We start from the raw sequence: 25,720 nt of genomic DNA on the forward strand, positions 1-25,720 counted from the left end.
GTGTATCAACCAGTAGACCAGAATTGCTAATACCAGACTCATACCATTCCCCTTCCAGCATCGGTGATTTGCAGATGAGGACAATCACCGCCCTTATGTGATTTAAATGGGCTTTTCAACATCACACTTATTGCAAGCCCCTCTCTAATCAATTTGGAGGCTACGCCGGGATTAATGGAGCAAGTTGGTACCGGGAATTCTTTTATGTGTCTTAATTCTGCAATTGCATGCTTACTTAAATTCATTCAGTCCTCCCACCTTACCGCTTAGCATTCTTCACCAGCGCCGCAATAATGCCGGTCAGCTCGTGGTGGTCGCAAAACTCCAGGGCATCTTTTTTGTACATGCGTTTAGCCATGGCGTGGGCGTATTCCCACGGCCGTTTGGCTTCCGCCAATAGCGCTTCTATCTTGCTCAGCTTGGCGTTGCGGTCGGAGCCGCTGGGCAGGTTGTTGGGCTTGCGACCGTGCTTTTTCTTGGTGGTAAACACGGCGCCGGCTTTTTCCAGGTGTCGCAGCACCTTGTTCAAGCCCTCGTTAGTTAAATCCTTGCTGGATTTCACGCCGCCTTGGGTCAACAGCATGGCGCGATAAGTCTCGTCATCCATGCCCAACTGTTCTTTGCCAATATGAATTTTGCCAATGGCGGCATTACGCCGGGCTTGGTGTTTAGGGTTGGTGTGGACGTGTGGTTGAGCGCTCATGCCTCACCACCTTGCAAACCGAGTTGCAACTGATCGGCTTGATCGACAAGCCGGCGCGCCTTTTGACGAAGGCTAAAATACTCTTCGTAACGGGTTGATGCCTTCGCCTGCTCAACATGTTGTTTGGCGGCATTGCGCAATTCGACGATACGTTCTGTAGTCGTGCATTGACTTATCGTGTACTCAGATTCCCGTAGACTTGGCAACACACCTTTTTCGGGATGATTTGTTAGGGCCCAGTAACTCATGCCGCACCGCCCGCCTGCACAGGCTTAGCGAAAAAGCTCAGATCAAAATCCTCCGGAAAATCCGCCGCCGATATCGATAGCGGGATGTTGACTTTTTCGCCGGCATCGTTGAACGAGAATGCATCGATAAACCAGCACGACCGTACCGGCTTGTAGGCATTCATGATGATTGAAACGCCATCGGTAAACTCGGCATCGTTAAATTTGCTGGTGAGCTTTTGCAGCTCGATGACCCGATTCGCTCGCAAATTGCCGTTGGCATCTTTCTTCAACAGGTTAAACACTGTCTCCACCAAGGCTGCCGAGTTGTCGTCTCTCGCCAGGGACTGAATGAATTTATTAACCTTGGCGACGCCGGACGTTACCGTATCGTCCCAGCCATCGTTGACGCGGTAGCCGATGGTGATGCTGTATTTATCGGTCGTAAACGTGTGGCTGCGCTGCTTTTCCTTAATGCCGAACACGTCTTCTTTCAGTTGGAGCACAGCTTTAAACGATGAAAAGACATCCCGCTTCGCTTGCGCCAAAACAACAGAAATACCGGCCAGCTGCTTGCATGCGCTGACGACGGTTTCCTCCGTGATTTTCTGGTAGGTATCCCGTGTTTCCTGCTTTTTTTTGCGCTTAGCGGCCAGCAAGTCTTCCAGCTGCTGTTCTGATAATGCTTCTAGGGCTAAATCGTTCATGCGGCTTTCTCCTGATCGGCAACGGGTTCTTTGTATTCAAACAAGGTCAACAGCTGCTGGCAGGCGTTGGCTAGCCAGAGCATTTCGCAGGATGCGTCGTGTTGAAATTGGTCGATATCGTCGTCGCCGTTGTATTCGTCTTCTTCTTTGAAATTGAAAAAGATGCCTTTTTTGATGAACTTTTCGTTCAAGCGAAAATGCACGTCGTCGTTGCCGATCTCCAGCTCGGTGACTTTGTAACCTTGCATCAAGGCTTCTAACAGGCCATCTTTGGACTCATGGATTTCATGGGCCTTAACGGATATAGCGGTACCTTTTTCACCTTTGAGCTTGCAGACACCGCCGATTTCAAACCCGGCCAAGCCTTCACTGCCGTTTAGATAGCTATGCAGCTTGGAAGTGAGGCCGTTGCTAATGCCGCTGATATAGATAGTCGTGGCCTTGATGCTGCCAACGGCGTGGACCAAGCGATTGCTCAATACATCCGCCAGTGATTTGCTGGCGGTATTGGCTACCAATAGCCGGTCTTTGGGCCGGTAAAAGGCGGTGATATGGCGGGTTTGGATCAATGCTTTTTTAACTAGGTCGTTATAAACATCGTCTCGAATACGCAGCCATTCTCTAATCGGCGTTTTGCCTCCGCGCTCTGCCTCTATCTCGGCTACGCGTCTGTTGGTTTCTTGTTTGATGACCGTATTAGGCAGTATCTTTTCGTCAAACCGCAACCGAAAGCAGTAGCCATCCGGAAACGGAAACACGTAGCGATCATCCTTAACCGGCACAAAGCCGGCTATGGAAAACTCAGCTTCGCCCAGTTCGCGGAAGGGATGCTCGGCAAGGTGCTTATCCAGCGTGGCCGCTGCCGGCAGGTCGCATTTGTAGGTAATAGCGTTTTTAATCAGGCTCATACTGTCCTCTCTATGATTTTGGTTTGGGGTATTTCGTTGCCGCGCTGATCTTGCGTCCAATCCGGGATGATGGTCACGACTCGCCGCACGGGTTTGCGGCATTGCCGGGCGACCAGCTTTTTCAGCTCGATTTGATTGCGTTGCTCGGCCGCTGCAAATTGACCGGTAATAAAGCGCCGGCAATTGGCGTTAAACGTATGCAACAAAGCCGCTTTGCCGCCGCGACTGATCGCGACCGCGGCTTTAACGAGTTGCGGCACGTCCCGATCTTTTGCCCAGTTCATCACGGCTTTTTCCAGATACAACCGCGCCTTGCCCCTTTGCTCTTTTTCCGGAAACCCGGCGAGATAGGGCATGGCTTTGCTCAGCGCATCTTTGTTTACACCCAGCCGTTCGGCGGCTTGCTTTTGGGTGATATAGCCTTTTACGCGCGTGCTCATATCACACACACCGGCGCCGGCCAGTTAAACCACATGAGCACGCAGGCGATGCCCAGCCCGATGGCCGCGACACGCCAAGACCATTTGTTATCTGACGCTTGACTCAGTTGCTGGCGCAAATCGGCGATGCACTCTTTTTGCGAGGCATTCAGGCGTTGCAAATAGGCGGGATAGCCGGTATCGAACGACACATTGACGATGATCTGATTGGGTTGTTTTGCCATATCGCCCCCTCAATTGATGGTTGGTTTGGTTGTAACGGATTGCACAAACGCGGCAGCTTGCTGCATGTTCATGTCTTGGGTGCTACGCCAAGCTTCAATCGCTTTTTGCAGAAAATCCCCCAGCTCGGTAGCGGGCGTTTTGGTTAGCGGATCGCCGATTCGCGCGGGATGGGCCAGGGTTTTGATGCTGACGCTGCCGTCTGGCTGATCGTCTAGGCTGATAATCACGTGAGTCATAATTAAGCTCCTCTGTGCGGGCAGTTTTGGCAGGCGCGCCAGTGTTGCAGGCCAAGCGGGTTGCTGGGTCGGCGCTTGGTGGCGTAGTCGCGGCATTGCTCGTGGGTTAAGGTTTGCGCCAGGTGCGGGCATTCCACGCCGCCGTAAGCGGTTTCGAACTTCTCCAGAATATTCTTGGGATTCGCACCATTTGGGCGGTTTTTATTCACGCCATACTTGCCGTTTACAACTTGCGATAACGTGCAGCGTTTAACGCCGATCTTGTCCGCGACCTTGGTGATGCTGCTGTCGTCGACCGCTTGTTTCAGGCGTTGCAGGCTATCGCTCATCGTCGTCTCCTTTGGTTTCCGACCAGACTACTTTGCCCAGGTTGGGGTCATATACCTGCTTGATGCGCTGAATCATGGGCGGGCGCGGGCCGGTGTTTTTGCTGGGGATCAGCTGGTATTTATCTTCGGTTTTGCTCAGATAGCCGGCATGGTGCAGGTTGCGGGCATAGTCATTGGCGAAAGCCGGCGATATGGGGTGCGCCTCCGTCGCGGCCAGCGCCGACAGTTCGAACAAGCGTACCGGCCGGCCGATAGTGCGCAGGGTGCGCCACAGGTTTTCCTGTTTGCGGCCCATGTCTACCGGTGTGCCATCCCTGCGCACGCGCGGGGCTTCTACGCCGTTGTCTTTGATTAGCTCGTAATCGACCAATGCGACATCATCAGAAACCCTTGCGAGAAACTCTCCAAGCACCAATGCTTTGACATAACCGCGAGTGGTATCCCGATGAATCGTGCCTGGCAAATTGCCTACCAAATCGCTGAATTCGAAGCGCTTTAACTCCCTGATCTTTTCCCAAATCAACTGGCGCGGCGACTTGCCGCCTTTGAATTCCAGGTGCGCGGGTTTTCGTCCGTGGCTCATACTCCCACCTCGATACCTACTGGCAGTTCAGCCCAATGTATAACTATGCCGGGATTCAAAAAATCACCCAATGTAGATAGAAGTTTCCATTTCCCTTGAGTATGAACGCCGAGCCATACCGGTTCGTTCAATGTTGGATGGCATATCAATACAGCCATGTCATCGTCTGGCAATCGGTCAGAAACTGGTACCCAAGTGATTTTTTCCACTACATCTGTTACATCTGCCTTTATTCCAGCGCGAGCCGGCAAATTGGCAATAAAGTCCGTGGTGCCTTGCATCCTTGTAATCGCTTCAGAAAACCCGACAGTTCGGCACATTTCCACGCCGCAGACGCTAACTAGTTTCATCAATACATTGGCCTTGTCTTGTTCTGTTGCGCACTCGGAGTAGCTGATGAGTTGCCTTGCCACCATGATGGCTTGCTCTTCGACATCTTTATGGTCTTTCACACCACCCTCCGCTTCGGCGCTTCGCCGCTGTAAAACGTGACGTTGTGAGCTTTGCACCAACCCAGATCGATGCCTTTCGCGCCGTGCTCGGCAGCGGCTTCGCGGATTTGATCCAGATTGACGCAAACCCGTCTTACCGAGCCGTGACTATCCGCCACCAGCTTGCGCAACAGTTCGTCTGCGCATTCGATACCCGGCGCGTAGACGCTGGACAATCGCCGCGCGTCTTCCAGATCGACAGGCAGCGCGGGCACAAAGGCCAGGATGCGGCCGTGGAAGCGCTCCCACTTTTTCAGCTTTTGCGGTAGGTTTTCCTCGCCGATGATCAGGATCGGCGCTTGCGATCCCTCATAGATGTCGCGGACCAGTTCGACGGCTTTTTTATCCACCACGTGGTCCATCTCATCAATCACCAAAGGCCGTTGGCTGGCGCTCAGCTGGTCACACACTTGGTCTAACATTTCGCCTGTGGTTTGCGCCGGCTTGATGCCCATTTCACCCAGGATTTTTTGCAGGATGACTTTCTTGCTCCAGATGCTTTTGACTTGTATGTAATAGCCGCGCATCTGGTTGCACAAGTAGTTGCTGCTCAGCGATTTGCCCCAGCCGCTGGGGCCGTAAAAACACACCATGCCCGGCAAGTTGGCGTTGCGCTCGATGGCGCGCTCCAACGCGGTCTGGCACTGCATCATGTTGCCGATATGCGCGATACCGGGGCTGTTGATTTCTGCTATCATTTTGTCTCCGTAGTTAACCGGTGGCGGAATCGCGGCCGGCGTTGTAATACGCTTCCCAGGACTTATATTTGGCGGTCGTTGGGTAGCTGCTCATAAACATCTGCAATTCATCCGGGATTGCCGTCCCGTTTGCAGATTTTTGGGTCCACTCGCGCCAGAACAAATGGCGCTCGCGGGGGTCTTCCGGGATGGTGACAGCCATCCTGGTGGATACTTTCTCTTCTATTTTCTTGGCGATGATTTCCATGCCGGGCAGTTCGTTAACCGGGATGGCTTCCAGCGCTGGTCGCGTGTCGCGTTCCGCAATGATTTCCTCCATATGGGCTTCCGCCCGTTTCAAACGGCCTGTGGAGCGGTTCTCGCGGGCCAGTTCGATGACAGGCTGCGCAAAATAAGCCTTTTCATTGCCGCCCCATTCCGCTTTGCAAATAAACTGGCCCTCGGCGTTGTAAAGCCACACGAAATCAGGGTCGTGAATGTCATACGCCACCTGCAACTCTTCGCCGTGGTACATCGCCAATTCTTGGCTGAAATACTTGTTGTTGAACAACTGCACTTCGCCACGTGCCACGGTGCGTTTGATGCGGGGTTTAAACAGCATTTCCGCTACTTCCGGTTTAACGATATCGGCGTTAAAGCCCTCGATGCTTTCCACCCGGTGCCGCCAGTATTCGGCGGGGCTGTAGTGGCGGCGCTTGCCGTTTTCGTCCACGAACTTGGGCAAACCGCTATGGCTGCGCTGGTTGTAGGCTTCGATAGCGTCTTCACACAATTTAATAAAGTTTTGCCAGCTGATCGGCATGCGCACTACGCCATCTTTGTCGCCGGTGCGGGTCAGTTTGTAATTCAGTTGCTTAGCTTCCCGGTCCATGTCCGCACCGATATAACTAGGTAGCGTTTTGGCGGCCGGCACCCACACTGAGCGATGCAGCCGTTCGACGACGCCGCGCGCTTGCGAGTTGTACGGCAGAGAATGTTTCACGGTAGCGCCAAACCGGCTTAACAAGCCCACGCCCTCGTCGGTCAACATTTCGTTATCGAAGCCAGAGCCGTTATCCACGTAAAAAATCGCCAAATCGCCGTGGGTGGTTATCGCGTGCCGCAAGGCATCCACTGTCGATAAGGCCGACTCGGCCAAACCCACCGAAAACCCGACGATTTTGCGGGTGCCGATATCGATAATGCTGGTAATCTCTGGCCGGAATGGTCGCCCATGTAGCGGGTGCTGCACTTCGGCGTCGAAGGTGTGACCGTCGGCGCTCCACACGTCATTCGGCCACAGCTCTTCGAAGGTACGGCGCACGAAGGGCTTAATGTTTTTGATTTCCCGCGATCCCATCCGGCCTTTTTCGCGGACGATGGCCGGCAGTTTGCTCAAGAAACGGCGTACTTGGTGCACGCTCGGCTTATCCCGGTTTCCATAATGCTTGCACAGCTCGCCATACGCTTCTTCCACGCTGGGTTTTTGCGGCTGCTGATAGCAAGCCAGAAAATCACCCGCCCAGGCGGGTATCGCCGTATCTTTTTTGCGCGCTTTTGGGGTCAAATCGCCAGCTTCCATCCAACGCTGAATACTGCGCAGGGAAGGGAAGTCGATATCGCCCACGGCACGTTTCAGGCCGCGAGCATCCTTGGCACGCTCTAACATTTTGTATTCGTGGCTATCCGGGCCGGCGGCCAGCGATTGGCCTAGCAGCAATTTGTAAGCTTTTTCCATGCTAATGCCGTTTTCCATCAAGCGTGTGATGGCCTGGCAGACGCCGTCGCGAGCGTCGCGCTGTGTGCGCTGCCAGTCGCGGATGTCGTATTCTTTTAAGGTAATCGCCGGCAACTGTATCGCTGCCGGTTGTAAAACCGCCTTGGCTGTATCTTGTTCGCGCTGGGCTTGCAGTGCTTTTTGCGTGGCCTTGGGTAATGCAGAAGCCGCATATTCGCGACCGCCGCCGCGTCCTTCGCGTTGGCGATGGGGCCAGTTATCACGCGCCGCCGCTTTGTTTACACCCCGCTCGGTTCCTGGCATATCAGGCAGGCCGGCGAGTTGTTTGGCGGTGTAGAAGTGTTCGGTGGTCATGGCGTCTTAAACGGTTGGATAACCGTTGTGCTCAACGCCGTCGAGCAGGCGTCCTGTTATATTTTTTGATGCGGCAATCATTCGTTGTCCATCAAAAACAATATTTCCTTTCACGGCGTTCATCGTCTTAAAAAACGGAGAGCTAGTTGCAGACTCCGGTGTAGTCCACATTCCCCATTGCTTAAACAAGAAAGGCACTTCGGCGGCGGCGCATTGGTCGCGCAAGCTACGCGCCCAGTCGGGATGCATCGGGCGCGCATTCGGCCCGGATTCGCCGCCGACGACTACCCAGTCAAGCAAATAATCTGCGGCATCGCAGCCGTGTACCAGTCCGTTTGTAAATCTCAGATCAACAGGCCCAAGCAACGGCTCAGCACTAATCCACCGCACAGCTGCCGGTGTTTGTAATAGCAGTGGAATGCGTTCGTCAGCGGTGGCTTGGTCTTCGACGGAGACGCCTATCCAAATAAAGTCCGGAATCTCACTGCAGCACCAGTTAACAAACTCCAGCATTCGTTCCGGTCTTTTGGTCAAAATCTGATAGGTGTGCCAATCCGCTTCGATCATCACTTCAAAAACTTGCAGAATAAAATCGAACGGCACCGATTCATGGAATAAGTCGGACATCGAATTGACAAAAATCAGGCGCGGCTTTTTCCAGCGCGAAGGAATTTCAAGCCTATCGTAATGCCATCTAACATCGGTGAATTTGCGCCCAATATAAGCCGGCACTTTTGCCATCCGACCCCAATCGCGTTCCGCGTAGCAATGCTTGCAGCCTTGGCTAACCTTGGTGCATCCCGTAACCGGGTTCCAGGTTGCTTCGGTCCATTCAATACCGGTTTTATCGCTCATCACTCACTCCCCAACAATGCTTCTATATGTTTAATCCGGCTGTTCAAGTCCTTCATCGCTTGATTTTTCAGCGATACCAGCTTGCCCAGCTCTTGTTTCAAGGCATCCTTGCCGTAGGCGACCCGGCCGCCGCGCTTGGCGACTAACCAGTTCGTTAATTCGTGCGATCCGCACACCTCTTCCAAAACCGGTCCCAACCAAAACGGCAATGAATGCTCGACTCTGGCCGGACTGGCGTAGGCGTCCAGCATGTGTTTGCTCACATCCTTACCGCTGAGCCTTGATATGTCGGCGCTGATCGCATACCGGTCTGAATAGCCGGATTCGGCCAGCATCAACCCCACAATCTCCGCAACCTCGCGGCTGTAACTGCATTCGCCTGGCTCGCTGATATGCGCCTCCGGTATCGAAAAGATGTCTAATGTTTGTGTGTCTTTGACGTCCTTCATGTTTAAACGGGGCGTTAACTTTTACATTGCAAGGGGGCGTTAACTTCACTAGACTGGCGCAACAAATAACGTGGACGCCGCCCCCTGTTGGGTTTTCCGCTCCGGTCGTACCGGCTCGGCCATATCTGCCATGGGTTTAGCTTTAGCGCCTGCGCGATCAATCTTTCGCCGTTTGGATACGGCAAAGACAATGCAACTTTGAGTGTGCCAGGGGCTAAGCCATGACTGACTGATAGCTTCCGCAAACTCCATCCTGCCTTCCGCAACGAAGCGACTATGTCGGCCGGATGCCAGTCTTCAAGGCTGGCTTTTTTTGTGCTGTTTAACTTGTCCATGGTTTAAACGATACGCAAATATTCTAGCCGTGTAAAGAACTTTTTCTAGTTCCGAGTTAGAAGATTTGACTAAACAAAGAATATTTTCTATTTATCTATGAGAATCAAGTATTTATGGAACTAGGAACTGAAGAAAAAGCAGCGAACAAAAGTTCCGAGTTAGTTCCGAGTTCTATGCCCAAACTCGGAACTAGAATATCTGTCGTTTGCGAGGCGATTGGGGATAGAAAAACTGCGGCATCTGTGGCGGGCGTATCGACTGATTCGCTTCAGCGATATATTCGGGATGAGGTTCAAGCGCCTTTCGTTGTTTTGGCTAGGCTATGCGCCGTCTCCGGGCATTCGCTCGACTGGCTTGCTACGGACGAAGGCCCAATGCGCAAGCCTGATGGGATAACCGACAAATCAAATCATTATCATGTTGCTGGGCGTGTCAAATCCTCGCCCGATTCAGACGCTTACTGCTACATTCCACTTTATGATGTTTATGCCAGCGCTGGACACGGGGCTTTGATTGACAATGAGCAAGTCATCGATAGGCTGCCATTTAAACAAGAGTGGCTGCGCGGTGAGATGGGCTTAAACCCCGATGATTGCTGTCTGATCAACGTCACCGGCGATTCGATGGAGCCGTTGCTGCATAAAAAAGACGTGGCGATGCTGGATCGTTCGCAAACTCACGTGATTGAAGACGGTATTTACTGCTTGAGGCTGGATGGCAGCTTATTAATAAAGCGCATTCAACGCGTGACAGGCCAAAAACTCAAAGTTATCTCTGATAATTCAGCGTATGAGGCTTTTGCGCTGGACAACGAGAACAACGAGCATCAACAGATTATTGGCCGCGTCGTATGGGTGGGGAAGAGCCTTTAATTTTTGCGAAATTCTTTGCGCGATATTTGTCGCGCAGTTCCGGGTTCGTTTAAATTTGCGTTAAAAATCTGCAAAATCTAATTTTTCGCCAATCCCATCGCAACCCGCGCCATTCCTGCAAATCCCGCCAAATCCCACCAAATCCCACTTCTGACAATCATTCTGCTAAATCACAGCCAGTCAAAAATCGTTTTGTCGAGTTCATGTCTGAGCAAAACCGGCCACTGAGGATGATGGAAAAATTTTCTATCCCTAAGTTCAGCGAATGGCGGCTTTTCGGCAAGCAAACTTACGTCCTCTTTGGCTCACACCCCGGCCAAAAGCCGCCATAGAACACGCATTGAGGATCGACTGCAAACCGGCTCATTTCCGCCGCTCGTAACGTTTACCAATGTGCGTCAGGGGAGCATTTGCGATTGGTGAAACCTTAGGGGCGAGGTTGCAAATGCCGCCCTGCGCTCACTAAAGTTAATGGCAGGGCCGCCAAACTTTAGGAGCTGTCGGTGGTCGGGACTCGTGGCGCGGTAATTTTAAGGGTGGCGGCTAATCAGGATTTTTTAGGTAGAGTTTCACGTCCGATACTTGCAGCCCAGCGACCACAGGAGCACCCATGAGCCGAAACCAAGCCTATATCGAAGCGGAACGGAGAGTTAAATCACCCCCGGCAAAGCCGGGGCTTATTATTGTTAGCCCCTCAAAGGGGCCGATTATCGGAATCGCCTGAAGGCGATCAGCTTTTCCAAAGGCTCAACTGCTCGTAACGTTCCTCTTCACGTTCTTGCTCTCGGATGTAATTTCTAACCATCTCTTCATCCAGACCCTCCGTTGAAACAAAGAAACCTCTTGCCCAGAAATTTTCACCCGTGAAGTGCTTCGTCTTCCCTCTAAATGTTCTGGCAATCGATATCGCACTTTTGCCTTTGATAAAGCCTACAACGTTCGATACCGCATATTTGGGCGGGATGCTCAGGCACATATGAACATGATCAGCCATCAAATGCCCTTCCACAATTTCACAGCCCTTTTGCTTCGCCAACTCATGGAATACCGATCCCAAATGCTTACGCAATTGACCAAACATCACTTTTCGCCTTCGTTTCGGAATAAACATGACGTGATATTTGCAATTCCATCTCGCGTGACTCAGACTTTGGTACTCTATCATTTCGGATTCTCCAAACTATTGATCAAGTTTCCGAGAATCCGATTGACCGCCTTATAGGTCAAACCTTTGGGAGTCCCCCGGCATAGCCGGGGGTTTACCGTCATTAATTAAGCGCACCCGTCGCCAGATTCCATCGTCATTGCCGTGAATAATGGGCTTGTGGTTGCCTAACATCATTAGCTTTAGTTGCGGTGTAAACTGAAATGGTGAGCCGTGCAATTTGCGAACACTCATCACATCGCCACCCACCAAACTTTTTACCAGCGATTCAGCCAATGCAGCGCCGTCTTCAGTTTCCGAACAAACCGCTAGCCTAGCCCCAACCAAATCAGCCAAGTCGGGCGTTGCTTCACCTGCCTGCCGTTTGGTTTCAGTCAATGTTTCAACTGCAATCGCGCGGGCGTAACTTCACTTTTCGACCAATGGATTTGCGATAATTCGATGCACAATAACGAAAACGGGATTTTGTTTATTGCTGTCTTTGTGTTCATTTTTTTTGCCGCAAAGTATACGTCGGTCTGGATCTTGAAGTTATCCACCATTGGCAGCGCCATGAAAATCGATTCCCTTACAAACTAAAATTCCATGTAAACAGTGATCCCGGACACCAAAACCGCCCGGGACCCGATCAATACCCGCGATGCAGATTGCGGACATTTTTCAGCTCACCGTCCTCAAACTCCAAAAGCTGCTGAAATTTGCGTGGCCCAAAGTTATAAATCCATTCTTCGATCAACACTTCTTCAAACTGATCGATCTCCAATGCGCCATAAGGGTGCCGCAAACGACTGCCGCGTACCGCTCTGTGCTCCTCTACAGAATCCGGTTCGCCACATTTTTCCAGCACTTCGGACTTGTAAGCGCCAATCTGGACCAATTGATGCCCGCAACGCAGAGCAAAGGCATCACTGACGAAAGCCAGCATACCCAACGCCAGCAAGCCCTCTCTAACGAGAGACCTCTCCATTAGGGAATTACCGAATAGCTTTGCGAGTAACTATTACCTTTACTGCACACATTACGGCTTATTGGCGATTCGCAGGATACATCGGTAAATTCGGCCTTCAACTCGCCGGCTTTATCCGGCACAAAATAGAAGCGAAAATTCGGGTCGGCACTGATCGCTATGTCGATTTTGGCATTGAGTACCGGCTTGCCGTTAAACGTGACTTTCAATTGATCAATAAAATGGGATTTTCTGACAAACCGGGTCATTTGATCCATCTGCATACCAGTCAAGTTAGGATGACTTATCATCAACTGCGTCAACACCGGCTCTCCTGTCTTAACGCCGTCATCCAGACGAAACTTAACCTTGCCGAGCCGTTTCATAGCCTCATCCAGATCGGCACCAATCGGCGCGGAGCAGCCGCCGCTAGCTTTAACAAACTTTTTTGCCATGCTTAATTTGCCGTCATTGGTTTCTGCAATGGCGCGAATATCGCTGTAAGTATTAACGCGCACGCGCATCGCCAAATCGGCCTTGCCGCTTTCCGGGAAAAACTCAAATTCTCCGACGAATGGGAACGGGTTCTTATCGACAAACAACCAAATTTTTTTGATGTATTTACCTTTGCTTTGCGGAAATTTACTGACGACCTTAAGCGGCACGATCGCCGGATCTTCGGCCCGGTAAGGCACATCCAGCTCTATAACCGCATTAGATTCTTCTATATTTTTCCCGGCAAAAAACTGGCTTTTCAATACAGTGTTCCAGGTAATGTCGTCGCCTTCTGCTGCTGCAAATGCAGGTAACGCCATCAAAACCAGCAGACAAACGATGTTATACGATTTAAACATAGTGATATTCTCCTAATCTTTTAATCTTCCCATTCCAACTCAGCAAACGCGATCGTGACGTTTTTGCGATGGAATTGTTCATACAATTGCCAATTCTTTTTTTCCGCCAAGCCTACGCTATTTACGGCCTGTTCTATAGTTTTGCCCTGCTTGATCATGGCTCTAATTTCGGTCGCCAATCCCTGTAAATACGCTTTCTGCGGCTGCATACTTGCCGGCCAATCCTTGACCAACCGCCCGTGCCCGGGAATCACCAATTTATAGCTATTTTTTTCCAATCGGTTTAATTCGCTCAACCAGCCTTTGATACTGCCATCGATAACCGGAATATGCTCTAAAAACAGTAAGTCTGCTAGCCACAAAGTATCCGTGGCCTTATCGTAAACGCTTAAATCATTATCGGTGTGAGCGCTTGGATGTGCCGTCAACACCAATTCCCGATTACCCAGGTTCAACGTGATGCTGTCCTTAACTTCCACATCGGGCGGAATGATATTATCTTGATTGACCTGAATATCCAGTAACTCCGCCGCTCGCCCCAGATAATGCTCACCGCGCGTCGCCATGGCTCGCGCCAACTTATGATGTCCGATAAACTTTACGCCCGGCCCTTGGAAGGCCTTGTTGCCGTATATATGATCGGGATGCACATGCGTGTTGATGACGTAGCATATCGGCTTAGTGGTGACTTGTTTAATGGTGGCATGCAACGCCGCGCCCTGCTGCGGACTGCCGCCGCTATCGATCACTGCCACACAATTTTCGCCGACAATAAAACCGATATTAGCGATCTCGCCGTGATTTTCCCGATCGGGCCAATGGTGGGTCGACGTATGCAGATAAATACCGGGAGCTATCTGGGTAAAGGATAACGGCGGCAAGGCAAAGCTAATGTAACTAAACAACATGCCCACAAAAAACAACACAAACTTCATGCAATGCCCCCTACGCAGCAATACGTTTGAAAAACTCAGCTTCGGAAATGATGTCTCGATTATTTTCGACTCTATCGAGATATACCAAGCCCTGCAAATGATCGAACTCGTGCTGGAAAACTCGGGCCGGAAACCCTTGTAGCACCAAGCTGCAGCATTCGCCATGTCGGTCTTGATATGCCACATCGATCGACAGGTAGCGCGGCACTAACGCACGAATGCCCGGCACGCTCAAACAACCTTCCCAGTCTTTCCGCATATCGTTATCAAGAACTTCAAAACGCGGATTGACCATCAAAATAGGCGACATTTGCGGCGCATGCGGATAGCGGGAGGTGGGCCGCGACGCGATGATCAGAATTTGCCGGGAAACACCTATTTGCGGCGCCGCAATACCGACACCGCCTGCCTCTAACATCGTGTCCTGCAAGCTTGCAATTAGACTATGGAACTCGGGGCACGCAAAATCGTCAACAGGCTGCGCCTGCAGCCGCAATACGTCCGCGCCCAATTGTGCTATCTGTATTTTTTCAGTCATGGTTACAAGGAAGTTCGGATAGGCAGGTTGCAAAAATTATGGTCCGGGGCGCCAGTATACTGCCGATCGGCAGAATCTTCCCGCCTTTACTTTACTAGGCTTTTTTGTGATATTAGCGATAGGCCGATGCCTGATTAAGTGCAATTTGAGGTTGCAGCCCGCTTATTACAACAATTATTTTTTCCACAGGAGACAGTATGAAAAAAATCAATAGAACCCCTTTTGCTATTGCGATCGGCGCCTCCCTATTACCTACTCTGGCGGGCAATATTGCCCAAGCCGATAACAATCCGTTCGCGCTTTCCGAACTAAGCTCAGGCTACATGATGACTGCGGAAGCCAAACCGGATCAAACCGGTGCAGACAAAATGAAAGACGGTGCTTGCGGCGAAGGCAAATGCGGCGCATCCATGAAAAAAAGCACAGACGCCAAAGCGGCTACCGAAGGCAAATGCGCGGGCAACAAACCTGCCACGGCAGGCGATAAACCCGCGGATGATAAGAAAAAAGAAGGTAATTGAAACGCTGTCGAACCACGCGTTTGCGAAGCCGGCTTTGCCCACTTACAAAGCCGGCACTATCTTAAGTTTTAAACCGAAAAACTTTCACCACAACCACAGGTTCCCTTGACATTCGGGTTGTTGAATTTAAAAGCCTCGTTAAACCCTTCCTTGGCATAATCCAGCTGTATACCGCTCAACTTTTCCAAATCCGCTTGCTTGACCAACACCTTCACATCATATTGATCGAAGATTACATCATCCGCATCGGCTTGATCCGCATAATCCAGTACATATGCATATCCCGAGCAACCGGAGGTTTTAACGCCAAGCCTCAAGCCCACGCCTGAACCACGTTTTTGTATCTGTTTTTGAATTTGTCTAGCCGCGCTCTCGGTAACGGTAATACTCATTGCTGATTCTCCTAACTTTTACGTATCAATGCTTTTAAGACATCGACAAATTGATCGATTTCGGTTTCCTGGTTATCTTTACCCAGACTGACGCGTATCGCAGCTCTGGCTAGCGAAGCATTTACGCCCATCGCCGCCAACACCGGACTGATTTCCTCTGATCCCGCCGCACAGGCAGAACCGCTGGAAACCGCAATATTGCGCTGATCCAGTTGCATCAGCAGCATTTCCCCGTTTACGCCGTCAATCCCAAATTGTACGGTATTGGGCAATCTGTCAACATGCTCGGCAAAAATCGCCATGCCGGGAATCTCACTTAATGCCGATTCCAGACGATTCCGCAGACTGAGCATCGTAGCAGCCCGCTCGGCCATCTCGTTTTTAGCCAGCTCGGCGGCTTTGCCAAAACCCACAATCGCCGCTACGTTCTCCGTCCCCGCCCGCCGACCATGCTCTTGATCGCCACCGCGTTGCCAGGGCTTTAACACAAAATCTTCCGCCACCACCAACGCTCCGCATCCCTTGGGTCCATGGATTTTGTGGCTGGACAAACTCATCAACTTAACACCCAGCTTTTTGAACGAGAACTGAATTTTACCCAGCGCCTGCACCGCATCGGTATGTATCTTGACGCCCTTCTCGACTAAAAGTTCGGCGATTGCCGGTACATTTTGAATGGCACCAGTTTCATTATTGGCCAACATCAGCGAAACGAAATCGCCGGTTTGCCAATCCCGGTCAGCAACCGATGCCAATGGCACAACGCCGTTTGCATCGGTTTCCAGGGTTTGTTCATTGAAAAACCTGTTGTAACGGGCGTTTTCGAAAATCGAAGGATGCTCTATTGCCGATATCCATAATCGCGAACCCTGAGCATTTGCTAAAGCCAAGGCATTTGCCTCTGTACCGCCGCTAGTAAACACGATTTGCGAAGCCTGAGCATCAATCAAGGCCGCCAGCTGTTCTCTGGCAGTATCTACTGCGCTGCGGGCAATCCGGCCGAGTTTATAGAGACTGGAGGGATTGCCATACATCGCATGCAGGTATGGCAACATGGCTTCCACCACCCGTTCGTCGCAACGAGTAGTGGCATTGTGATCCAGATAGATCATTGAGCTATGCGTTTTTCCTGCCGGCTTTGCATTTCGATAACGTGCTCCACTTGCTTGCTTTGCCTTTTTGCCACATCACTAACAAAATCGCGTTCTAGCAGTTGTCCCAGGCTGATTTCTTTCAAGTAGGCGCGGATCTGCTCACTCAAGCCCATCCACAAATCATGGGTTAGACAGGGTTCGTCGTTGTGACAATTAGCCTTGCCGCCACATTTAGTTGAATCCACCGGCTCGTCAACCGCTTCGATGATCTCAGCGATATTAATATCTCTAGCACCACGACTAAGCGTATAACCGCCGCCCGGCCCACGAACGCCTTTTACCATTCCCGCCTTACGCAGCCGCGCGAACAACTGTTCCAGATAGGACAAGGAAATGGTTTGCCTCGTCGCAATATCGGTCAACGTCACTGGATTGGATTGGCTATGAAACGCCAAATCCAACATCGCGGTAACTGCGTAACGCCCTTTTGTGGTAAGCCGCATGTCAAACCCCTTGAATAACTAATGAAAATAGATGCGACTATAAATAAACCTAGTAATTTGGTCAAGTATTTACAACCAATACACTATGTACCACTAGCCATTCCAATTATCTAAGCAGTCTATCCAGGCTTTTTTATAAGTATTTGATAACTGTATGGCATAAAATCATCAGGCTCGCTGATTGAAGCAAGTGCTTTGGCGATCAAATTAATTAGCAAAATACTCATAGATACTAATGGCAAAAAAATCGTTGTCGGACTTTTTCGGTTAATCCACCCGAAAGCGATTTTTGCGATGGCAATATTTGTAAGTAAAGCTGCCGTTTCGATGGGACTGCCTTGCGCATGACAGCTTTCGATCATCAATCCGTGCCGTTTTGTAACTGCCTCAACCCCGTAATGACTCAAACGGATAAAGTCCCTAGGTTCGTCATGTAACGGATATAAAAATGGTATTTGCAGTATCAAACAGCCACCAGGTTTCAATACTCGACTGATTTCCTGGATAGCTCGATCAGCGGATGGTAAATGCTCTATCACATCTAGTAACATTACAACGTCCACAACTGAATTCTGGACAGGCAAATTGCAAGCATCGCCAAAAACATCAGGCGAGGTTTGATACCAAGTCGTAGCCGTTTCATAGTAATCCAGACCAATATAAGTGCAATTTGTAGGCAGTAAGCGAGCAGGCCACTTGTTAAAACAACCGACATCAAGCACGATCTTATCGCTACCGACAGCTCTTATGTATTCCCAGGTTTTGCGACTACCTTTAGTTAATATCCATTGGGGATGGAAAGGCGTTTTCAGCAAGGGTTTTAGAAAATTTTTTAGTGCTCTGACATTCATAACATATGATCCGTATCCGTAGCGAGAGTCGCAAACGACCAGAAGTTTTTAAGCTCGTTATTTTTGCACTGACACCTCTCAGTCTTTCAATATTTGGTTTTGTATTGCCCTATCTTTTCAGATAGGACCGATTTATCTACTCTAAAAAGCTGCCGTCAAATGGAAAAAAGCCTAAACGGCACCGAGAATCGGCGGGACTCTCTATTTTATCGTGTTGTGGTTTTGCGAGAAGCGCAGGATACCCCTAAGGATATCCAGTTCTTTAGTATCTAGCTGAGTTCTATTGAAGATACGACGCAAGCGACGCATGATGGATTTAGAGCGCTCGGGATGCAGGAAACCTATATCGGCCATGGTTTGCTGGAGATGCGCATAGAACGCCTCCATTTGCGCCGCCGTTGCCAAGGGTTCTTGGCCGAGATCGCCGATATTGCTAACTATCTCCTGCCCGGACGCGACAAACAATTCGTAGCAGACTACTTGCACCGCAGCCGCCAGATTCAACGAACTGTATTCGGTATTACAGGGTATGCGCAGCAAATAATGGCATAAATCCAGCTCATGGTTTTTCAACCCGGAGTTTTCACGCCCAAATACCAACGCAATATTTTGCTCGGGTACCGCTCCTACCCATTTTTCCGCAGTTTGTCTCGCCGTTATATTAGGCCAACTGATAGTTCTGTCGCGGGCGCTGGCACCCAGCACAATCTGGCAATCGGCAATCGCATCAGCCAGTGAATCGAAAACCACCGCCGTTCGTAAGACATCGTCAGCCCCAGACGCCCTGGCAGTGGCATCGGCATGCGGAAAATATTTTGGACTGACCAAACGCAACTGCTCCAGCCGCATATTTTTCATAGCCCTTGCCACCGCACCGATATTGCCGGGATGCGAAGTTTCGACCAAAACCACTTTAAAATGCGATAGCAATGCCCGGCCTCAGTGCCTAAAAAAGCGGAGATTCTAGCAAAATTTGCTATGCTATCCGAGTTTTCTAACTGCTCATTTTCAATTCGATCTATGCACCCGATGCTTAATATTGCCGTCCGCGCAGCGCGGAACGCCGGCGACCTAATCCAACGCTCCTCCCAAAATATCGAGAAACTCACCATCGATCAAAAAAGCCGCAACGACTACGCCTCCGAAGTCGATCGGGCTGCCGAGCAAGAAATTATCAAAGTCATTCGCGCCGCATTTCCCGAACATGCGATCCTCGCCGAGGAAAGTGGCGAACACAAAGGTAACGAATATACCTGGATCATCGACCCGCTGGATGGCACCACTAATTTTTTACACGGCTTTCCGCAATACGCTGTGTCTATAGCGCTAAAAAACAAAAACAAACTGGAATTGGGCGTAATTTACGACCCCACTCGCGACGAACTGTTCACCGCCGAACGCGGTGGCGGCGCCATGCTTAACAATCGCAAAATAAGGGTCACCAAACAAAGCAGTATGCGCGGAGCCCTTATCGGCACTGGCTTTCCGTTTAAAACCATGGAAAACATAGAGCCGTATTTAGGCATGTTTAAAGCAGTTTGCGCGGACTCCGCAGGCATCCGCCGGGCAGGAGCCGCTGCCCTGGATATGGCGTATGTTGCCTGCGGCAGACTTGATGCTTACTGGGAAATCGGCGTTAAGGAATGGGATATCGCGGCAGGCGTGTTATTGGTTCAGGAAGCAGGCGGCGTCGCCACCGACTTTTCCTTTAACGACAAATACTTGCAATCCGGTAACATCATCGTCGGCAACCCCAAAATGCACCAGCTTATGTATCATGCCATCGAACCGCATGTACCAGCGCGCCTAAAATAGAGCGCAACCCTGCATTTGGCCTAGAATTGTTATCGCCTTATCTTTTCTTTTATACTTACCGGCTAATCAAATTATAAGAGGCCATCATGGAAAAACCCTTTATCCTGCACATGCTGACTACAGCCAAAAATTTAAGCCCATTCGACGTCAATATGGCGATGGATGCAGGCTGGATTTCAGCGATACCGTACATCAACGTTGAACCCAGTGAAGTCAGAGGCTTGGTCCAAGATGCCATTTTCTCCCGCAGCCCCAAAGGCCTGCTGCGCACCGCCATCTTCATTGGCGGCCGGGAAACCAAGCAAGCAATGGATATGCTGAAAATGGCGAAAAACTCTATGGTGCCTCCGTTTGAAGTATCGGTGTTCGCCGATCCAAGCGGCGCATTTACTACTGCGGCTGGCATGGTTGCGGCAGTCGAAAAAGAACTGGCTGAAAAATTCGATACCACGCTGGCAGGTAAAAACGTCATCGCCCTCGGCGGCACCGGACCGGTCGGTCAAGCGGCAGCAGTGATTGCCGCCCAAGCCGGAGCCAATGTCAGAATCATTGGCAGGCAACTCGATAAAGCCGAGCGTACCGCGGAGCTGTGCAGCGAGGAATTCGGCGATGGCAAAATCACGGTACTTGCAGGTGCCGATGCCGACAAAGCCGAATACATGCAAACCGCCGACGTGGTTTTTGCAACCGGCGCGGCCGGCATTGAATTACTTAGCGCCGACTTGATTTCCAAAGCCGCTCAATTAAAAGTAGCAGCCGATGTCAACGCAGTACCGCCAGCCGGCATCGCCGGAATTGATGCATTCGATAACGGCAAACCGCTCGCAGGATCGACCAGCGGCGCGGTAGGCATTGGCGCACTGGCAATAGGCAACATCAAGTATCAGGCCCAAAGCCGCCTGCTGAAAAGAATGCTGGAAAGCGATCAACCGCTATTTTTGCATTTTGAACACGCTTTTGAAGTCGCTCGCGAGTTCATCAAATCGACTAAATAATCAGCTAAGTTCATCTAAGTCTGCCTATCACAGAGGGTAAGGTAAAAATGGCAAAACGCAGCATACTCCACATGTTCGACCCGATGCCAAACAACAGTCCGTTTGACATTAACATGGCACTCGATGCCGGTTTTGATGTGCTCATGCCCTACTCCAATGTCAAACTGGAGAGCATTCACAATTTGACTCAGGACGCGATTTTTTCGCGCAGCCCGGCAGCCAGCAAAAAAACGGCAATTTTCATCGGTGGTCGGGATATGGGTATGGCTATCGATATGCTGCAGGCCACCAAGCCAGCCATGGTGCCACCGTTTCAGGTCTCGGTATTTGCCGACCCTAGCGGTGCCTGCACCACAGCAGCTGCACTGGTAGCTTGCGTCGAAAAAGCGCTGAAAGAAAATCACGGCCAGGAACTGAAAGGATGTAAAGCGGTAGTGTTCGGCGGCACCGGCCCAGTCGGTATAGCCACCGGCGTCATCGCGTCCTTGCAAGGCGCCAAGACTATCCTGGTGGATCACCTATCGGTTGATTCCGCCAAGGACGCCGCTAAACAATACAACCGGCGTTTCGGTGCCAATATGACCGGTGACGCTGCGCGCAACGATGAGGAAAAAGCCGCGCTAATCGCCGATGCCGACATCGTGTTCTGTACCGCAAAGGCAGGTATCCGTGTCGTTAATGCCGCCGTACTGACGCAAGCCAAGCAGCTAAAAGTTGCCGGTGACGTTAATGCCGTACCGCCATCGGGCATCGAAGGTATAGGGCTTAACGATTCAGCCACGCCACTAGCCTTGGTCGTTCAATCGACTAACGCTGTCGGCGTCGGCGCTCTGGCTGTCGGCAACATCAAATATCAGTTACAGCACGAGTTATTAAAACTCATGCTGGAAACCGAACAACCTGTATTCCTGGATTTTCGCGAAGCCTTTACTAAAGCCCGCACGCTGGTGTGAACAATTCAAGGTTGTACGCTATTCAAACGTACAACCTTGTTCTCACATTGCATCGAGATAATTGAATTTGACAGCCAAACGCGTTAATTCGACATCGTTTTTGATATTAAGCTTGCGGTACACTCGATAGCGGTAAGTATTGATGGTCTTATCGCTGAGCACTAAGGCCTCCGACATTTCCTGAATGCTTTTTCCATTCAAAATCAAACGCACAACCTCAGCCTCACGCTGCGATAGCTGCAGAAATGGCGAGACATCGGCACCCGGCAAAAATTGAAACGCCAAATTGCTGGCCACGTCTTGACATAAATAGCGCTTGCCGGAAATCACGGTCTTAATCGCAGCTACCATTTCGCTGACCGGCGAGGCCTTGGATACAAAACCTACTACACCCAACTTCAATAACTGCTGTGGTATTGGTCCATCGTTATGCACCGATAACGCAATGATTTTAATCGCCGGCTTCGACTGCAGCATGCGTCGACAGGCTTCAACCCCCCCGATACCTGGCATATTAATATCCATCAGAATCACATCCGGCGGCTCATTCTCCACAATTCGTAAAGCGTCTTCTCCGCAATTGCACACGGCGACTACTGCGATATCCTTTTCCGCAGCCAATAACGCCTCGATACCGCTTCTGACTAACTCGTGATCATCAACCAGCAATACTTTAATCATAACTTCCTTTTCCGGAATCTTTTATCCTATCAAGTTTCCCAAATTTCATGCACAACAGCAACGTTAAAAAACAGTAGGATAGATCCAAATTGCGTTGTTGATTCGTGGTTTTAGCGTTTAGCCGTTAAAATAGCGGTTTTGATAAACGAACTTCAGGGCCAATATGCGCACTTCCCAATTTCCACTTAGCACCGTAAAAGAAATACCTGCCGATGCTGAAATAGCCAGCCATAAGCTAATGATACGCGCCGGTTTGATTCGCAAACTCGCCGCCGGGGTCTATACCTGGCTGCCGCTGGGTCTGCGGGTATTGCGCAAAGTGGAGCACATCGTTCGCGCGGAAATGAATAAGGCGGGGGCGTTGGAGGTGTTGATGCCTGCCCTGCAACCCGCCGAATTGTGGCAGGAAACCGGCCGCTGGGAAAAATACGGGCCGGAATTGGCGCGACTGAAAGACCGTCACGACCGCGAATTTTGCCTGGGCCCAACTCACGAGGAAATCATCACGGATCTCGCCCGCCATGAGTTGAAAAGCTATAAGCAACTGCCAATCACTTATTATCAGATTCAGAGCAAATTCCGGGACGAAATCCGTCCGCGCTTCGGCGTGATGCGCTCGCGCGAGTTTGTGATGAAAGACGCCTACTCATTTCACCTCGACCAAGAATCGCTGCAAGCGACCTACGATGTGATGTATCAAGCCTACACCAATATTTTCAACCGTTTCGGCTTGAAATTTCGAGCTGTGATCGCCGACTCGGGCTCGATAGGCGGCGCTGTTTCCCACGAATTTCATGTACTGGCCGACTCCGGCGAAGATGCAATAGCCTTTTCCACCGCCAGCGAATACGCCGCTAATGTGGAAAAAGCCGAAGCCTTAACACCTGAGGGCAGCTGCGCCGCGCCGACACAAGCCAAAGCGTTGGTTGATACGCCGAATCAGCACAGCATCGAAGACGTCAGCAAATTTTTTAAAGTCGGCGCGACACAGTGTCTAAAAACTTTAATCGTCAGAGGCGAAAACGAAAGCTTAGTCGCGCTGCTACTCCGCGGCGATCACGAATTAAACCCGATTAAAGCCGAAAAAATCGACGGCGTACTGTCGCCACTGCAATTTGCCAGCGATGAGGAAATTCTGAGCACCTGCCGCTGCAAACCCGGATCGATAGGGCCGATCGATCTGAGTATAAAAATAGTTGCCGACCGCAGCGCGGCACTAATGTCGGACTTTATATGCGGCGCCAATCAAGACGGCAAACACTATCAAGGCGTCAACTGGGAACGCGACCTTGCCTTACCGGATCAAATCGCCGACTTACGCATGGTGGTCGAAGGCGATCCGAGTCCGGACGGCAAGGGACAAATTACAATTGCCAGAGGCATCGAAGTTGGGCATATTTTCCAGCTCGGCACGAAATACAGCGAATCGATGAACGCCTCCATTGTCAACGAAGCCGGCAAAAATCAGATCATGATCATGGGTTGTTACGGCATAGGTATCTCGCGAGTAGTCGCGGCCGCGATAGAACAAGGCCACGACGAACGCGGCATTATCTGGCCTAACGAGTTAGCGCCGTTCCAGGTTGCTCTCTGTCCGATGAATATGCATAAATCTGATCGCTTGATAGATACGGTCGAAAAAATCTATCGTGAATTATTGGATGCGGGTATCGAAGTATTATTAGACGATAGAAAAGTTCGCGCCGGCTTCATGTTCTCCGACATGGAATTAATCGGCATCCCACATAGAATTGTGCTCGGGGACCGCGGCTTGGACAGCGGTACCGTCGAATATCAGGGCCGCCTGGATAAAGAAAGTCAGGACGTCGCGTTTGGAGATATTGTCGAATTTATCAAAAATAAATTGAGCTAGGCACTTATTTACCGCCGACCGAATGGAGTCGAAGCGAATACCGGCTTCGACTCCATTCGCTGATCGAACTAACTTAAACCCACAATAAAAAACAACGCTAAACCGGTACGCGTTTAGGATTTCATTAGTGTGAACATCGCCTTGGTCGCACCGCATTTTGGGCATCCCCAATCCTCCGGCACATCTTCCCACCGAGTACCTGGCGCAACCCCTTGTCTTGGATCGCCCAACTGCTCGTCATAGATATGTCCACAAGTCTTGCATTTGTATTTTCTATATTCTGCCATTTCTTGATCCTCGATTGTAATGATGGTTTAAACAAAGCGGCGGAATTGTAGCCTATGCTCCAGTGTTAAAAAACCACGAATCTTGGAAGGTATCAGCAATACGGACCGAGCCTTAAGCTCAACCTATTTTTTAAAACTTACCCGCAAACCTGTCTAACTTTATAAGCTCAGGTGCCGTTATGCCGAAAACACAACATTCTGGATAAGATGTAATTGAATTGTAATTTGAACTACTCGACGAAACCGGGTATAAAAGATCACAAGGGGGATTGAAATTTTTTACTTTTTAGAGGTTCCAAAATGAAAACGCATATTTTTAAAAGTAGCTTGAAGCGAAGCGCACTAGTAACGGCGGGCTTAATTATGTCCACACCTGTCGCATTCGCGGCCACTACCTGGGTGGGCACAGCGGATTACACGGCAGCACCGACAGCGAGTGGCTTAGACGAAGATGTCGTTGGCCCATTTGATACCTATGACTTCGGATTGGGCGTTTCCTTAATTAAGTTTACCCAATCCAGCGCGACCACCGGCTCGATTACCGGTTGGTATCAGTCTGCTGTAGTTGGGCATTCCTTGGATTTTGTCACCGCTCTATCGCCCAATTTAAATTCTACCGGCATAGGCTCAGGGTATGAGTTGACAGCAATATCAAGGTTCACCGGCACTTATAACATTAGCGGATCCACTAACACATTCCAAATAACGGGTGGGAGTGTAGGCCTATATTTCGACACAACACCTGATTACAATTTCGCCTCCGACAGCGGATTTGAAGAAGCTTGGGCACCGATTCTATTCGGCAACATTGCCGGTGGTGAAGGCAGTGTTAAAGTGTCCGGCGCTAACACCGGTTCGGGTTTCGAAGAATTAAGCCTCAATTTTTCCGGTGCATTCGGCGGCTATGACCATAACGTCTATTCGCCCGACACCATAGGAGGCGGAGACGCTATATTTACGATTAAAACCAAAGGCGTGTCGTTATTATCTGGAGTCAACAGCGTGCTAGGTGAAAGTAAGGTCGGCGGAGAGCTATTCGCAGCCGACGGCAACTTACAATTAACTGCCGTTCCTGTTCCTGCGGCAGCGTGGCTGTTCGGTACAGGCTTAGTTGGCTTTTTCGGCGCGAGCTTACGTAAAAAAATAGCGGCGTAAACATTTTTCCAGTGGCGCTCGTATTATACCGC

Annotated in this window: 36 protein-coding genes; 7 read left to right on the forward strand and 29 right to left on the reverse strand. The window is 50.5% G+C overall.

The window, feature by feature from the left end:
• Positions 1–38 precede the first annotated feature (38 nt).
• From ACH50O_RS11760 to ACH50O_RS11835, 16 genes are read right to left on the reverse strand one after another with little or no spacing between them, the layout of a single operon-like run.
• A complete protein-coding gene (locus ACH50O_RS11760) occupies positions 39–245 on the reverse strand; it encodes a hypothetical protein (RefSeq protein ID WP_446807984.1) in 207 nt (68 codons plus the stop codon).
• Positions 246–259: 14 nt separating this feature from the next.
• Positions 260–703, reverse strand: a complete 444-nt coding sequence (locus ACH50O_RS11765; RefSeq protein WP_446807985.1) for a gp16 family protein — start codon at positions 701–703, stop codon at positions 260–262.
• Complete coding sequence (locus ACH50O_RS11770) at positions 700–951, reverse strand: hypothetical protein (protein WP_446807986.1); 252 nt, start codon at positions 949–951, stop codon at positions 700–702. The genes ACH50O_RS11765 and ACH50O_RS11770 overlap by 4 nt, the downstream gene beginning before the upstream one ends.
• Positions 948–1,637: a DUF3164 family protein gene (locus ACH50O_RS11775; protein WP_446807987.1), complete on the reverse strand. Its 690-nt coding sequence runs from the start codon at positions 1,635–1,637 to the stop codon at positions 948–950. The genes ACH50O_RS11770 and ACH50O_RS11775 overlap by 4 nt, the downstream gene beginning before the upstream one ends.
• Complete coding sequence (rdgC, locus tag ACH50O_RS11780; RefSeq protein WP_446807988.1) at positions 1,634–2,545, reverse strand: recombination-associated protein RdgC; 912 nt, start codon at positions 2,543–2,545, stop codon at positions 1,634–1,636. The genes ACH50O_RS11775 and rdgC overlap by 4 nt, the downstream gene beginning before the upstream one ends.
• Positions 2,542–2,985, reverse strand: a complete 444-nt coding sequence (locus tag ACH50O_RS11785; protein ID WP_446807989.1) for a hypothetical protein — start codon at positions 2,983–2,985, stop codon at positions 2,542–2,544. The genes rdgC and ACH50O_RS11785 overlap by 4 nt, the downstream gene beginning before the upstream one ends.
• Positions 2,982–3,209, reverse strand: coding sequence for a hypothetical protein (locus ACH50O_RS11790; RefSeq protein ID WP_446807990.1), 228 nt, complete (start codon positions 3,207–3,209; stop codon positions 2,982–2,984). The genes ACH50O_RS11785 and ACH50O_RS11790 overlap by 4 nt, the downstream gene beginning before the upstream one ends.
• A gap of 9 nt (positions 3,210–3,218) precedes the next feature.
• Positions 3,219–3,446 carry a hypothetical protein gene (locus tag ACH50O_RS11795; protein WP_446807991.1) on the reverse strand — a complete coding sequence of 76 codons (228 nt, stop codon included), beginning with the start codon at positions 3,444–3,446 and terminating at the stop codon, positions 3,219–3,221.
• A 2-nt stretch (positions 3,447–3,448) separates the two neighbouring features.
• Entirely contained in the window at positions 3,449–3,775 is a 327-nt protein-coding gene (locus tag ACH50O_RS11800; protein ID WP_446807992.1) for a hypothetical protein, read from the reverse strand.
• The gene (locus ACH50O_RS11805; protein ID WP_446807993.1) at positions 3,765–4,358 is read right to left on the reverse strand and encodes a hypothetical protein; all 594 of its coding nucleotides are present in this window, start codon (positions 4,356–4,358) and stop codon (positions 3,765–3,767) included. Before ACH50O_RS11805 ends, ACH50O_RS11800 begins: the two co-directional genes overlap by 11 nt.
• Complete coding sequence (locus ACH50O_RS11810) at positions 4,355–4,810, reverse strand: hypothetical protein (protein ID WP_446807994.1); 456 nt, start codon at positions 4,808–4,810, stop codon at positions 4,355–4,357. The genes ACH50O_RS11805 and ACH50O_RS11810 overlap by 4 nt, the downstream gene beginning before the upstream one ends.
• Positions 4,807–5,547 (reverse strand): AAA family ATPase, encoded by a 741-nt coding sequence (locus ACH50O_RS11815; RefSeq protein WP_446807995.1) that lies wholly within the window; start codon positions 5,545–5,547, stop codon positions 4,807–4,809. Before ACH50O_RS11815 ends, ACH50O_RS11810 begins: the two co-directional genes overlap by 4 nt.
• 13 nt (positions 5,548–5,560) lie before the next feature.
• The gene (locus ACH50O_RS11820; protein ID WP_446807996.1) at positions 5,561–7,618 is read right to left on the reverse strand and encodes a Mu transposase C-terminal domain-containing protein; all 2,058 of its coding nucleotides are present in this window, start codon (positions 7,616–7,618) and stop codon (positions 5,561–5,563) included.
• A 6-nt stretch (positions 7,619–7,624) separates the two neighbouring features.
• Positions 7,625–8,473, reverse strand: coding sequence for a DUF5131 family protein (locus tag ACH50O_RS11825; protein WP_446807997.1), 849 nt, complete (start codon positions 8,471–8,473; stop codon positions 7,625–7,627).
• A complete protein-coding gene (locus ACH50O_RS11830; RefSeq protein WP_446807998.1) occupies positions 8,473–8,922 on the reverse strand; it encodes a hypothetical protein in 450 nt (149 codons plus the stop codon). The genes ACH50O_RS11825 and ACH50O_RS11830 overlap by 1 nt, the downstream gene beginning before the upstream one ends.
• A 14-nt stretch (positions 8,923–8,936) precedes the next feature.
• The gene (locus ACH50O_RS11835) at positions 8,937–9,257 is read right to left on the reverse strand and encodes a helix-turn-helix domain-containing protein (protein ID WP_446807999.1); all 321 of its coding nucleotides are present in this window, start codon (positions 9,255–9,257) and stop codon (positions 8,937–8,939) included.
• Between the two features lie 114 nt (positions 9,258–9,371).
• Between ACH50O_RS11835 and ACH50O_RS11840 the strand changes: the two genes are divergently transcribed.
• Positions 9,372–10,130 carry a LexA family transcriptional regulator gene (locus ACH50O_RS11840; RefSeq protein ID WP_446808000.1) on the forward strand — a complete coding sequence of 253 codons (759 nt, stop codon included), beginning with the start codon at positions 9,372–9,374 and terminating at the stop codon, positions 10,128–10,130.
• Positions 10,131–10,860: 730 nt separating this feature from the next.
• Here ACH50O_RS11840 and tnpA read toward each other — a convergent pair.
• From tnpA to def, 6 genes are all read right to left on the reverse strand, one after another.
• Complete coding sequence (gene tnpA, locus ACH50O_RS11845) at positions 10,861–11,295, reverse strand: IS200/IS605 family transposase (protein ID WP_446808001.1); 435 nt, start codon at positions 11,293–11,295, stop codon at positions 10,861–10,863.
• Between the two features lie 51 nt (positions 11,296–11,346).
• Entirely contained in the window at positions 11,347–11,673 is a 327-nt protein-coding gene (locus ACH50O_RS11850) for a DUF5906 domain-containing protein (protein WP_446808002.1), read from the reverse strand.
• 250 nt (positions 11,674–11,923) lie between these two features.
• Complete coding sequence (locus tag ACH50O_RS11855) at positions 11,924–12,262, reverse strand: DUF2845 domain-containing protein (RefSeq protein WP_446808003.1); 339 nt, start codon at positions 12,260–12,262, stop codon at positions 11,924–11,926.
• A complete protein-coding gene (locus ACH50O_RS11860) occupies positions 12,262–13,095 on the reverse strand; it encodes a quinoprotein dehydrogenase-associated SoxYZ-like carrier (protein ID WP_446808004.1) in 834 nt (277 codons plus the stop codon). Before ACH50O_RS11860 ends, ACH50O_RS11855 begins: the two co-directional genes overlap by 1 nt.
• 20 nt (positions 13,096–13,115) lie before the next feature.
• Positions 13,116–14,030, reverse strand: a complete 915-nt coding sequence (locus ACH50O_RS11865) for a quinoprotein relay system zinc metallohydrolase 2 (protein ID WP_446808005.1) — start codon at positions 14,028–14,030, stop codon at positions 13,116–13,118.
• Positions 14,031–14,040: 10 nt separating this feature from the next.
• The gene (def, locus tag ACH50O_RS11870) at positions 14,041–14,568 is read right to left on the reverse strand and encodes a peptide deformylase (protein ID WP_446808006.1); all 528 of its coding nucleotides are present in this window, start codon (positions 14,566–14,568) and stop codon (positions 14,041–14,043) included.
• Between the two features lie 197 nt (positions 14,569–14,765).
• Between def and ACH50O_RS11875 the strand changes: the two genes are divergently transcribed.
• The gene (locus ACH50O_RS11875; protein ID WP_446808007.1) at positions 14,766–15,089 is read left to right on the forward strand and encodes an HvfA family oxazolone/thioamide-modified RiPP metallophore; all 324 of its coding nucleotides are present in this window, start codon (positions 14,766–14,768) and stop codon (positions 15,087–15,089) included.
• Between the two features lie 68 nt (positions 15,090–15,157).
• On the opposite strand, the gene ACH50O_RS11880 is transcribed toward ACH50O_RS11875, so the two are convergent.
• The 5 genes from ACH50O_RS11880 to ACH50O_RS11900 form a co-directional block, all read right to left on the reverse strand.
• On the reverse strand, positions 15,158–15,481 hold the full coding sequence (locus ACH50O_RS11880; RefSeq protein ID WP_446808008.1) for a HesB/IscA family protein: 324 nt from the start codon (positions 15,479–15,481) through the stop codon (positions 15,158–15,160).
• An 11-nt stretch (positions 15,482–15,492) separates the two neighbouring features.
• Positions 15,493–16,593: a cysteine desulfurase family protein gene (locus ACH50O_RS11885; RefSeq protein WP_446808009.1), complete on the reverse strand. Its 1,101-nt coding sequence runs from the start codon at positions 16,591–16,593 to the stop codon at positions 15,493–15,495.
• On the reverse strand, positions 16,590–17,078 hold the full coding sequence (locus ACH50O_RS11890; protein ID WP_446808010.1) for a Fe-S cluster assembly transcription factor: 489 nt from the start codon (positions 17,076–17,078) through the stop codon (positions 16,590–16,592). The genes ACH50O_RS11885 and ACH50O_RS11890 overlap by 4 nt, the downstream gene beginning before the upstream one ends.
• 119 nt (positions 17,079–17,197) lie before the next feature.
• Positions 17,198–17,929, reverse strand: coding sequence for a methyltransferase domain-containing protein (locus ACH50O_RS11895; RefSeq protein ID WP_446808011.1), 732 nt, complete (start codon positions 17,927–17,929; stop codon positions 17,198–17,200).
• Between the two features lie 201 nt (positions 17,930–18,130).
• Positions 18,131–18,859, reverse strand: a complete 729-nt coding sequence (locus ACH50O_RS11900; RefSeq protein WP_446808012.1) for an RNA methyltransferase — start codon at positions 18,857–18,859, stop codon at positions 18,131–18,133.
• Between the two features lie 90 nt (positions 18,860–18,949).
• Here ACH50O_RS11900 and ACH50O_RS11905 point away from each other — a divergent pair, with 90 nt between their 5' ends.
• The 3 genes from ACH50O_RS11905 to ACH50O_RS11915 all read left to right on the forward strand — a co-directional run bounded on the left by ACH50O_RS11905 (position 18,950) and on the right by ACH50O_RS11915 (position 21,692).
• Entirely contained in the window at positions 18,950–19,744 is a 795-nt protein-coding gene (locus ACH50O_RS11905; RefSeq protein WP_446808013.1) for an inositol monophosphatase family protein, read from the forward strand.
• An 86-nt stretch (positions 19,745–19,830) separates the two neighbouring features.
• Positions 19,831–20,739, forward strand: coding sequence for an NAD(P)-dependent methylenetetrahydromethanopterin dehydrogenase (locus ACH50O_RS11910; protein ID WP_446808014.1), 909 nt, complete (start codon positions 19,831–19,833; stop codon positions 20,737–20,739).
• Between the two features lie 47 nt (positions 20,740–20,786).
• Positions 20,787–21,692, forward strand: a complete 906-nt coding sequence (locus ACH50O_RS11915; RefSeq protein WP_446808015.1) for an NAD(P)-dependent methylenetetrahydromethanopterin dehydrogenase — start codon at positions 20,787–20,789, stop codon at positions 21,690–21,692.
• 42 nt (positions 21,693–21,734) lie between these two features.
• Here the strand turns inward: ACH50O_RS11915 and ACH50O_RS11920 are convergent, their stop codons facing one another.
• On the reverse strand, positions 21,735–22,373 hold the full coding sequence (locus ACH50O_RS11920) for a response regulator (protein WP_446808016.1): 639 nt from the start codon (positions 22,371–22,373) through the stop codon (positions 21,735–21,737).
• A 163-nt stretch (positions 22,374–22,536) separates the two neighbouring features.
• On the opposite strand from ACH50O_RS11920, the gene ACH50O_RS11925 reads away from it, so the two are divergent.
• Positions 22,537–24,246, forward strand: coding sequence for a proline--tRNA ligase (locus tag ACH50O_RS11925; protein ID WP_446808017.1), 1,710 nt, complete (start codon positions 22,537–22,539; stop codon positions 24,244–24,246).
• Between the two features lie 113 nt (positions 24,247–24,359).
• Here ACH50O_RS11925 and ACH50O_RS11930 read toward each other — a convergent pair whose 3' ends face one another.
• Complete coding sequence (locus ACH50O_RS11930) at positions 24,360–24,533, reverse strand: rubredoxin (RefSeq protein ID WP_446808018.1); 174 nt, start codon at positions 24,531–24,533, stop codon at positions 24,360–24,362.
• 300 nt (positions 24,534–24,833) lie between these two features.
• Here ACH50O_RS11930 and pepA point away from each other — a divergent pair, with 300 nt between their 5' ends.
• The gene (pepA, locus tag ACH50O_RS11935; protein WP_446808019.1) at positions 24,834–25,688 is read left to right on the forward strand and encodes a flocculation-associated PEP-CTERM protein PepA; all 855 of its coding nucleotides are present in this window, start codon (positions 24,834–24,836) and stop codon (positions 25,686–25,688) included.
• The last annotated feature ends 32 nt before the right edge of the window (positions 25,689–25,720 follow it).

It is taken from the genome of Methylomonas sp. 2BW1-5-20, from assembly GCF_052474515.1.